Source organism: Streptomyces sp. ISL-87 (genome assembly GCF_018614095.1).
Lineage (GTDB): Bacteria > Actinomycetota > Actinomycetes > Streptomycetales > Streptomycetaceae > Streptomyces.
Map to the genome: position 1 here is coordinate 18,850 of NZ_JAGGOY010000128.1, position 10,203 is coordinate 29,052.

At 73.3% G+C, this 10,203-nt stretch carries 8 protein-coding genes; 6 read left to right on the forward strand and 2 right to left on the reverse strand.

Translation table 11 applies throughout. The annotated features are described in order from the left end of the window. Window positions 1-26 precede the first annotated feature (26 nt). Together J7I97_RS39325 and J7I97_RS35370 are read left to right on the forward strand one after the other, a co-directional pair. On the forward strand, window positions 27-953 hold the full coding sequence (locus J7I97_RS39325) for an NmrA family NAD(P)-binding protein (protein WP_308369387.1): 927 nt from the start codon (window positions 27-29) through the stop codon (window positions 951-953). Then, a complete protein-coding gene (locus J7I97_RS35370; RefSeq protein WP_308366050.1) occupies window positions 950-1,831 on the forward strand; it encodes a TIGR03620 family F420-dependent LLM class oxidoreductase in 882 nt (293 codons plus the stop codon). The genes J7I97_RS39325 and J7I97_RS35370 overlap by 4 nt, the downstream gene beginning before the upstream one ends. Before the next feature lie 128 nt (window positions 1,832-1,959). Here the strand turns inward: J7I97_RS35370 and J7I97_RS35375 are convergent, their stop codons facing one another. Beyond that, window positions 1,960-2,379 (reverse strand): RNA-binding S4 domain-containing protein, encoded by a 420-nt coding sequence (locus J7I97_RS35375; protein ID WP_214943884.1) that lies wholly within the window; start codon window positions 2,377-2,379, stop codon window positions 1,960-1,962. Between the two features lie 134 nt (window positions 2,380-2,513). Between J7I97_RS35375 and J7I97_RS35380 the strand changes: the two genes are divergently transcribed. The 4 genes from J7I97_RS35380 to J7I97_RS35395 all read left to right on the forward strand — a co-directional run bounded on the left by J7I97_RS35380 (window position 2,514) and on the right by J7I97_RS35395 (window position 7,660). Beyond that, on the forward strand, window positions 2,514-2,909 hold the full coding sequence (locus J7I97_RS35380; protein ID WP_214943886.1) for a molybdopterin-binding protein: 396 nt from the start codon (window positions 2,514-2,516) through the stop codon (window positions 2,907-2,909). A 177-nt stretch (window positions 2,910-3,086) separates the two neighbouring features. Next, window positions 3,087-3,914, forward strand: coding sequence for a molybdate ABC transporter substrate-binding protein (gene modA, locus J7I97_RS35385; RefSeq protein WP_214943888.1), 828 nt, complete (start codon window positions 3,087-3,089; stop codon window positions 3,912-3,914). Between the two features lie 78 nt (window positions 3,915-3,992). Next, window positions 3,993-6,017: an ABC transporter permease gene (locus J7I97_RS35390; protein WP_214943890.1), complete on the forward strand. Its 2,025-nt coding sequence runs from the start codon at window positions 3,993-3,995 to the stop codon at window positions 6,015-6,017. A 644-nt stretch (window positions 6,018-6,661) separates the two neighbouring features. Further along, window positions 6,662-7,660: a DUF4328 domain-containing protein gene (locus J7I97_RS35395; RefSeq protein WP_214943892.1), complete on the forward strand. Its 999-nt coding sequence runs from the start codon at window positions 6,662-6,664 to the stop codon at window positions 7,658-7,660. Between the two features lie 82 nt (window positions 7,661-7,742). On the opposite strand, the gene J7I97_RS35400 is transcribed toward J7I97_RS35395, so the two are convergent. After that, window positions 7,743-9,806 carry a SpoIIE family protein phosphatase gene (locus tag J7I97_RS35400; RefSeq protein WP_214943894.1) on the reverse strand — a complete coding sequence of 688 codons (2,064 nt, stop codon included), beginning with the start codon at window positions 9,804-9,806 and terminating at the stop codon, window positions 7,743-7,745. Between the last annotated feature and the right edge of the window lie 397 nt (window positions 9,807-10,203).

Here is a 10,203-nt window from a genome sequence, read left to right on the forward strand (position 1 = left end):
GTTCCGCATGGATACGAGGGGGAACCGTGACGCCGACGAACAACACCGTCGTGGTGGTGGGAGCAACCGGCCTGCAGGGCAGGGCCGTGACGAGCCATCTGCTCCGCGGCGGCTGGCGGGTGCGTGCGCTCACCCGCGACCCGAACGGGGCTCGGGCCCGAGCCCTGGCACGGGCCGGCGCGCAGGTGGTGCGGGCCCAGATGGAGGACGTCGCATCCCTGACCGCCGCGGCCGAGGGCGCCTGGGGGCTGTTCAGCGTCCAGCCCACGGTCGGCTCGCCCGGCACCGCGCCGGACTTCACCACCGACGACGAGGTTCGCTGGGGCATCAACGTCGCCGAAGCCGCACACGCCGCGCGCGTCGGGCACCTGGTCTTCACCTCGGTCGCCGGCGCGGACCGCCACCTGAGCGAGAAGGTGCCGGTCAACCTGGTCAGCAAATGGCGCATCGAGCAGCACATCATCCGCCTCGGCCTGCCCGCGACGATCCTGCGGCCGGTGTCGTTCATGGAGAACTACACCGGCGGATATGCCCTGCAGGGCGGGAGCCTGTCCACCGGGATCGCGCCGAACACCCCCCAGCAGCTCATGGCCGTCGACGACGTCGGCTTCATCACCGAGCTGGCGTTCTCACACCCCGGCGAGTGGATCGGCCGGCAGGTCTCCCTGGCCGCCGACGAGCTGACACCGGTTCAGGTCGCCGCGGCCATTGCCGAGGAGCTGGCGATATCGCTGCCCTACGTCCAGATCCCGATCGCGACGGTCCGGGCCCTGAACGAGGACTTCGCCTACGCCATGGAATGGCTCAACGGCCGCGGCTACCGCGCGGACATCGCCGGGACCCGGACGATCCACCCTGCCGCGCTGGACTTCTCCACCTGGCTGGAGCGCACCGGCGCCGCTCAGATCTCCGCGTTCCTCAACTCCGGGCGCACCACGGGCCGGGGCGCGTGAGCGCCCGCACCCACGGCCTCGGACGGGTCGGTATCTGGGCGGGGGACTTCGACCGCCTCGCCGCGGCCGATGTCCGCGCGGCTGCGGCCGCCATCGAAGACCTCGGGTACGGCACCCTGTGGTTCCCCGAGACCACGGGACGCGAAGCCATGGCGCAGGCCGCCATCCTCCTGGCGGCCACCCCGCGCATCACCGTGGCGGCCGGCATGACCGACATCTACGCCCGCGACCCCGTCACGGCCGCCTCCGCGCAGCGCACCCTGGACGAGGCGTTCCCCGGACGGTTCCTGCTCGGCCTGTGGGAAAGCCATCCCAGCCTGGCCGAGGACATCCGCGGCCACCGCTTCGACCCGCCGCCCGCCACCATGCGCTCCTACCTCGACGCGCTGGACACCGCCCCGTTCGGGCCACCCGGCACGGCCGCCTCACCGCACCGCGTGCTGGCCGCCCTGGACCCCGGCATGCTCGCCCTCGCCGCCGAACGCGCCTGGGGTGCGACGGTCTTGGGCATGCCCGTGGAGTACACCCGCAATGCCAGGACCGTCCTCGGAGACGACGGCCTGCTGGCCGTCACCCAGCTGTGCGTGCTCACCGACCACCGCGCGGACACCGCCGACCTGGCCCGCACCACGGCCGCGGCCGCCCTGCCCAACCGCCGCGCACTGCTGCGCGGACTCGGCTACGGAACTCCGGACGCGCTCGGTGAGCGGCTGGTCGACGCGCTGGTGGCCCACGGCGGTGCCGAGGACATCGCCCGTCGCGTCCAAGAGCACCTCGACGCCGGGGCGGACCACGTCAGCCTCCACCTTGTGACCGCCGCGCCCGAGGTCCCGCCCGTACGGCAGTGGGGGCAACTCGCCGTGCACCTGCCCGGCTGACCCGGCACGCCCGCGCAGGCACACGGCCGGGTGCCCCGGAAACTCCAGATCCCGACCAGCCCGGCACCGCCGTCACACCCCGACGGGGCGGCGGCGCCGGGGGTAGGCCCCAGACCTCGTTGGACGGCCTAGCGGCCGCGCAGGGATTCGATCTCGCGGCGGTCGCGTTTTGTCGGGCGGCCCGTGCCGCGGTCGCGGGTGCCGACCACCGCGGCCTCGACGGGGGTCGGCGGCGGCGGGCTGTTGTCGATGAAGCATTCCACCGCGACCGGCGGGCCCACCCGCTTCGACACGGGCCGCTTGACCACCACGATCCGCTCGCGCCCGGCGTGGTAGAGCCGTACCTCGTCCCCCGCGCGCACCGACTGGGCCGGCTTGGCGCGTTCCCCGTTGACCTTCACATGGCCCGCCCGGCAGGCGGTCGCCGCGATCGCGCGGGTCTTCGTAAGGCGGACCGACCAGATCCAGGCGTCCACACGCGCCGATCCCGGTTCCGTCCCCGCGCCGGATGCTGTTCCTGTTCCTGTTCCTGTTGGTTCGTCAGCCATGCCTCGACTTTAGCGAGCGGAAGCGCAGTAGACGGAACTACTTTTGGTGGATTCGACGAGGGGTATCGCATCTGCCACGTCGATTACTCCAATAGCATTGCAAATGCGGCACACGTGCCCCTACCTTGTCGCACATGCAGACCTACACCATCGGCCAGGCGGCGCGTCTGCTGGGCGTCAGCCCGGACACCGCTCGCCGCTGGGCCGACGCAGGCCGGGTCGCGACCCATCGCGACGACGGCGGACGGCGCCTGATCAACGGCCGCGATCTGGCGGCCTTCTCCGTCGAGGTGGGCCAGGGGGCCCACAACGAGGACGGAGAGCCGTACACCTCGGCGCGCAACGCGTTCCCCGGCATCGTCACGGCCGTCAAGCTCGGCGACGTGGCCGCCCAGGTCGAGATCCAGGCCGGTCCCCACCGCCTGGTCTCCCTGCTCACCCGTGAGGCCGTCGAAGAGCTCGGTTTGGAGGTCGGCATGCAGGCCACCGCCCGCGTGAAGTCCACCAGTGTGCACATCGACCGCACCTGATCACGGTCCTGGTCCTGGCCCTGGTCCTGGCCCGATCCCGGCCCTGATCCGCGGTCCCCGCAACACCGCTCAGCACCACAACGCGTCCCCACCCGCTCCGCCCGTCACCGGCGCGGGTCACCACCGCGCGGACCCGGCACCAGGCCGGCCGCCGACCCGACCGAGGAGCATCCGCTCATGTCCCGGACCCCGACCGGCCGCCGTGCCGCCGCTGCCGCGCTGACCGCGGCCCTGCTTGTGCCCGTGCTGTCCGCCTGCGGCAGCGGTGACGACGGCAAGAAGAGCGACAAGACCGCTGCCGGCGGCTCCGCCTCCGCTTCCGCCGAGGCCAAGGCCAAGACCGCGAACCTCACCGTCCTCGCCGCCTCCTCCCTCACCGACGTCTTCAAGACCGCGGGTGCCGCCTACGAGAAGTCGCACCCCGGCACGAAGGTCACCTTCTCCTTCGCCGGTTCGCAGGAGCTCGCCGCGCAGGTGAAGCAGGGCGCCCCGGCCGACGCGCTGGTCACCGCCGACACCAAGACGATGGACGGCCTCAAGGCCGAGACGAATAACGCCTCGATCATCGCCAAGAACCGCCTGGTCATCGCGGCCGGCAAGGGCAACCCGTTCAAGATCGACGAGCTCAAGGACCTCGCCGCCAGCAAGATCAAGGTCGTGCTCGCCGCGCCCGAGGTCCCGGTCGGCCGCTACAGCAAGCAGATCCTCGACGCCCAGAAGATCGAGGTGAAGCCGGTCTCCCAGGAGCCCAACGTCCGCGCCGTGCTGAGCAAGGTCGAGCTGGGTGAGGCCGACGCCGGTCTCGTCTACCAGACCGACGCCGCCAAGTCCGGTGACAAGGTCGTCGCCGTGGAGATCCCGGACGCCCAGAACGCCGTCGCCTCCTACCCGGCCGCCTCGCTCAAGCAGTCCAAGAACGCCGAGGCCGCTGCCGCGTTCGTGGCCTGGCTGAGCACCCCGGAGGCGCAGAAGATCCTCCAGGACGCGGGCTTCCAGAAGCCGTGACCGGCGCCCGCATGTGACTACCGAGAGGCCCGACATACGCTTCCCCAGCCAGGAACGCACCCCAGCCAGGAACCCCTCATGAGCAGACTCCGTACCCGTACCAGGCCCCCCGTGACCCTGGCGCTACCCGCGCTGCTCGCCGTCGCGTTCCTGCTGCTGCCACTGATCGGCATCCTCACCCGGACCCAGTGGAGTGAGCTCGGCGCCCACCTCACCAGCCCTGGTGTGGTCCAGGCGCTCCAGCTCTCGCTGGTGGTCTCCCTCTGGGCCGTCGGCCTCTCCCTCGTGCTCGGCGTGCCGCTCGCCTGGCTGCTGGCCCGCGTCGAATTCCCGGGCAAGGTGCTGGTCCGCTCGCTCGTCCTGCTCCCGATGGTGCTGCCGCCGACCGTCGGCGGTGTGGCGCTGCTGCTGGGCTTCGGCCGGCGCGGGCTGCTCGGGCCGTGGCTGGAGGACAGCTTCGGCGTCACGCTGCCGTTTCACATGTCGGGTGCCGTGGTGGCGGCCACCTTCGTCGCGATGCCGTTCCTCGTCATCAGCCTGGAGGGCGCGCTCGGCGGCCTCAAGCAGAGCTACGAGGAGACGGCCGCCTCCCTCGGCGCCTCGCCGGTCCGGGTGTTCTTCACCGTGTCCCTGCCCATGGTGGCCCCCGGCCTGATCGCCGGCGCCGCGCTGACCTGGGCCCGCGCACTCGGTGAGTTCGGCGCCACCATCACCTTCGCTGGGAACCTGCCGGGCACCACCCAGACCCTTCCGCTCCAGGTGTACCTGCTGCTCCAGGACCAGCCGGAGGCCGCCACCTCCGTGTCGCTGCTGCTGCTCGCGATCGCGATGGGCGTACTGATCGCCCTGCGCGGGCGTTGGAACGGAACTCCGGTCGCCCCGAGGAAGGCCGCCGAGGCGCCGCCGGTACCCGACGAGGCCACCGCGGCCCTCGCGTCGCCCGGGGGCCCCAAAGCCCCTACAGCCTCCGCAGCCCACGCCTCCACCGGAGTCCCCACGGCCCTCTCGGCCGCCGCCGCCCCCGCCGCCCCCGGGAAGGATTCGGCCCCCGCCCCGCACGACGGCGGCCACTGGCCCCTCCACGCCGAGGTGACCGGCTTCAACAGGCTCACCCTCGCCGCCGAACCCGGCACCACCATCGCCGTCGTCGGCGAGAACGGCGCCGGCAAGACCACCCTGCTGCGCGCCCTGCTGGGCCTGACCCCGCGCGCCCACGCCGACCTCAGGCTCGGCGACACCGATGTCACCGCACTGCCGCCGCACAAGCGGCAGGTCGCCTGGGTCCCGCAGGACGGCGCTCTGTTCCCGCACCTCACCGCGCTGGCCAACACCGCGTACGGGCTGCGCGCCCGCCGGGTCCCGCGCGCGGAGGCCCGCCGGGAGGCGCAGGCCTGGCTGGACCGGCTCGGCGTCGGCCACCTCGCCCAGCGCAAGCCCGCCCAGTTGTCCGGCGGCCAGGCCCAGCGGGTGGCACTGGCCCGCGCGCTCGCCGCCCGGCCGCGGCTGCTGCTGCTCGACGAGCCGCTCGCCGCCCTCGACCAGACCACCCGGGCCAACGTCCGGCACACCCTGCGCAGGCACCTTGCCGGCTTCGGCGGGGTCTGCCTGATCGTCACGCACGATCCCGTCGAGGCGGTGTCGCTGGCCGACCGGGTCCTCGTACTGGCCGACGGGGAGACCCTCCAGGACGCACCGCCCGCCGAGGTGGCCCGGCACCCGCGCTCCCCGTGGGTGGCCCGGATGCTGGGCCGCAACGCCTGGCCGGGCACCGCCTCCGCCGACGGGCTCGGCCTGGCCGGCGGGGGCCGTCTGGTGGTCGCCGAGGCGCTGCCCGAAGGGGCTCAGGCTCTCGCGATCATCGCCCCCGAGGCGGTGTCGGTACACCGCGAGCGTCCGGGCGGCAGCCCCCGTAACGTCTGGCCGGGCACGGTCCGCGAGATCACCTCGGTCGGGAGCCGGCTGCGGGTCCTGGTCGGCTCGGCGGAAGCGCCCGACCTGGTCGCGGAGATCACCCCGGAGGCGGCCGCCGAGCTCGGCCTGGCCGATGGCACCGCGGTGTGGACCAGCGTGAAGGCCACGGAGGTCACGCTGGTACGGCTCTGAAGCGGCGTACGCGATTCAGGGCGCCGACCAGACCGACAGCCAGTCCCGGCCGGGCCCGGCGAAGGCGTCGACGCCTATCACGGTCCAGCGGCTCCGGCCGGCCTCGACCGTCGGCACCCCCTCGGACCGCCCGGCCGCGAGGCGGGGGGCGCCGATGGCGATCAGTGATCACTGCGGCCCGCTTGCCGGTGGTACGCCGGAATTCCGCGAGTTACCGCGCCGGCAGGGCCGCCTCCTTCTGGTCCACGGTGTCCGGCGCATACACGTGTACGACGGCCAGCGCGACCGTGTCCGCCTCCCGGGCGGCGTCTCTCCCGCCGTGTCAACGCCGGTGCCGGTGCCGGTGCCGGTGTCGCGGCTGTCGGCGGCATGCGCGGGAACGGCGAGGGCAACGGCGAGGGCAACGGCGAGCAGGGTGGGCAGCAGCGGACGCGGGCTCGGCACGCAGGCAGGATCGGCCGAGTCGGCCCGGGCGACATGCGCGCGAACCCGTCGCCGTGGCCCGTGTTCAGCCATTCGCCGCCGCTGAGGGACGTACCGAATGGTTTGGACGCCGGAGGACGGCCTGGCATATGTTCGGCGATACCCGTGCGTCAGCGGGCCTTCGTTCGCGTGTCATACGTTCCCGTGGGGGGTAACACCGCATGTCCTTCAGCGCGCCCGGCTCACCGCCGCCCGAGAGCCCCGGTCAGCAGCCGTACGCCGGCCCGCCGATCCCCGAGCAGGCACCGCCGGTCCCGCCGCAGGGACCGCCGATCCCGCAGCAGGGGCAGCAGGGACAGCAGGCGCCACCGCAGGCCGGACCGTACGCGACAGGCCCGTACCCGGTCCCGGCCGCGCCCTACGCCGCCCAGCCTCCCGTGGCACCGCCGTACCCGGGTCAGGCGTACCCGCCCGCCGCGTACCCGGCCACCGCATACCCGGGTCAGCCCTACGCCCAGTACCCCGGCCAGGCGTACCCCGGCCCGCCGCCCGCCGTCGACAGCCTGCGCTCGCCTCAGGGCCTGGCCACCGCACTGACCGTGCTGCTCTCCATCGCCGCCGCGGTCAACCTGTTCCTGACGGGCGTCTGCGCGTACGGCTGGTCGCTCATGACCGACCTGACCGCGAACCCGTTCAAGGTCTCGGACAGCGCCCTCACCCGGGCCGACGGCCTGACGGCCGCCGCCGTCGTCTTCCAGACCCTGCTCCTGCTCGCCACCGGAGCCGTCTTCATCGTCTGGTTCTACCGCGTCCGCCAGAACGGTCAGATCTTCCGCCCCGACGCGTTCACGCTGTCCCGCGGCTGGGCCATCGGCGGCTGGTTCGTCCCCCTCGGCAACCTGGTGCTTCCCTTCATCCCCGCGAAGCAGACCTGGATCGCCAGCACCCAGTTCGGTCCCGACGGCTCGTACCGCAGGGTCTCCACCCTGCCGGTGACGGCCTGGTGGCTGGTGTGGGTCGCCGCGTTGATCACCGATCGAGTGTTCAGCGCGCTCTACGACAGGGCCACCACCCCGGAGAAGCTCGGCACCACCTACGTGGTCGGCGCCGTCGACGGCCTGCTCACGGTCGCCGCCGCCGTGCTCGCGATCCTCTTCGTCCGCAAGTTGACGGGCATGCAGAACACCAAAGCGGCCCAGGGCCCGAACGCGGCGCTCTGAAACCGCAACTCGCTCACGCGCCGCGACTCGCGCGACGCGACTCGCGAGCGGCGGCTGACCGCGGACTGCGCGACAGCCGGACTCAGACGGCGGTTCCCCGGACGGCGAACTCGCACCACACGCACTTCCCGCCGCCCCGGGGCTCCACCCCCCACGAGTCCGCGAGCCGGTCCACCAGCATCAGCCCGCGCCCCGACACCGCCCAGTCCCCCGCCTCCCGGCGGTGCGGCAGGGCGCTGCTTTCGTCCTCGACCTCGATCCGGATCCGGCCCTCCCCGGTCAGCCGCATGCTCACGTGACCGCCGCCTTCCGTGTGCACCAGGGCATTGGTCATCAGCTCGTCCGCGGCCAGTTCGATCTCGTCCGCCTGGTCCCAGGCGCCCCACGCGGCCACCGCCGCCCGGATCAGGTGGCGGGCCAGCGCCGGCGCGTCCGGGTCGCCCGGGGCGAGGCGCTGGCGCAGCGGGCCGCCGCCGCGCGGGAGGGGGGTGCCGCGGCGGCGGAGTAGGAGCAGGGCCATGTCGTCGCCGCCGCCCGCGTCCCCGACCAGGTCGCACAGCAGGTCGGCGAGTTCCTCGACGTCTGCGGGGCCGCTCCGGACCGCTTCCATGAGTGCCTGCATACCGCTCTCGGGCCGGCCATCGGGACGTTCGGTGAGGCCGTCCGTACACAGCAGCAGGGTGTCGCCGGGGTGCAGTTCGAGCCGGGTGACGGGATATCCGGAGCCGGGCCCCGACTGGTCGCGCGGGGGCAGCCCGAGCGGCAGCCCGCCCGCCACCTGAATCCGGTGGCAGCTGCCGTCGCCGCGCCGGACCACCGGGTCGAGGTGGCCGGCCCGGACCATGTGCAGGATTCCGGTGCCGAGGTCGATTTCGGCGTACGTGCAAGTGGCGAACCGTTCCGTCTCCAGCTCGCGCAGGAAGGCCGAGGCCCGCGACATGGCCGTGCCGGGCGAATGCCCTTCGGAGACGTACGCCCGCAGGGCGATGCGCAGCTGGCCCATCACGGCGGCGGCGTCCGTGTCGTGCCCTTCGACGTCGCCGATCATCACGCCGACGCGGCCTTCGCCGAGCGGGATCACGTCGTACCAGTCGCCGCCGATGTCCCGTCCCATCCGGGCGGCCCGGTACCGTACGGCGATCCGCGCGCCCGGCACCTCGGGGATCCGGCGGGGCAGCATGGCCCGCTGGAGGCCTTCGGCGAGGTCGTGCTCCTGCTCGAACAGCATGGCGCGCTGGAGGCTCTGCGCGATGCCGCTGCCGAGCGCCATCAGCAGATTCCGCTCCTCGGCGGTGAAATCGCCCTCCCGCGTATAGAGCAGCCCGAGCGCGCCGATGGGGCGGCCCTGGGCGATCAGCGGAAGGTAGACCCCGCTGCGCACCGACAGCGGCTCGATGTAGGGCCACAGGTTCGGGTAGCGCAGCTGGAACTCCTCGCGCGCGCCGAGGAACACCGGCTGCATGTTCCGTACGGCCTCGCTCATCGGGAACTGGGCGTCGATCCGGGTGTACTCGATCTCCGGCACGTACGAGCCCAGCTGCCCCTCCGCGACGAGGTGGATGCGGCCGCCGTCGACGATGCCGAGCATGACGCTGACGGCGCCGAGGTGGCCGAGGGCCTCGGGGTCCTTGAGGATGTCGGTCACGTCGTTGACGGTGCGGGCGTGGGCGAGGATCGCGGTGGTCCGCTCGACGACCCCGGTCATCCGGCGCCGCCCCTCGGCCTGCTCCCCGCCCGCGCCGGGCTCGACGGGGTCGTGGGCGGCGTCGCGGACGATCCCGATGATCCGGTACGGGCGCCCCTGCGGGTCCCGCAGGATGTGGCCCTGGATATGGGTCCAGCCGGGGCTGCCGTCCCGCCGGAAGCTGCGGAAGTACGCCCCGTAGTGGCTGCGCCCGTCCTTGAGCGCCTGCGATACGCGGGCGTCGAGCCGCGCCTCCTCCCCCGGGGCGATCCGGCTGCCCAGACCGGCGGCGGTCCCGGTGAATTCGTCCGGGCGCAGGTCGAGGACCTCGAGGGCGGTGTCGTCCAGATGCATTTGCCCGCTGTCGAGGTCCCAGTCGAAGGTGCCCATGCGGTTGAGCGCGAGGCTCATGTCCGGCCGCGCGGGCCAGTCGACCTCGGGGGTCCCGCCCCTGTCGGCCATGCAGCAAGCGTCTCACTGTTCCCCCCGCCACGGCACGCGCGGATCCCCTGGCCGGGGGGTGGGAGCGGGGCGGGGGGTGCCGATCCCCTGGCCGGGGTGTTGGGGCGGGGCGGGGGCACCAACCCCCTGGCCGGGATGCCAATCCCCTGGCTGGGGTGCCCATCGCCAGGGCTGGCGTGCTGCCGCCAGGGCGGATGCGCCGAGGCGGGGGATGGGTGCTCCGGTCAGGTGACTGAGGCACCGCCAGGATGCCTGGCCCCGAGGACCGGGGGCCGGGGCCGGGGGCCGGGACTGAGGCCGGGGGCCAGGATTGGGGCGTCAGGGCGGGGGCTGGGCCAGGGGCGAAACGCCGGAGCCACAGGCCAGGGCACCGGAGGCCAGGGCCGAGGCCCCGAGC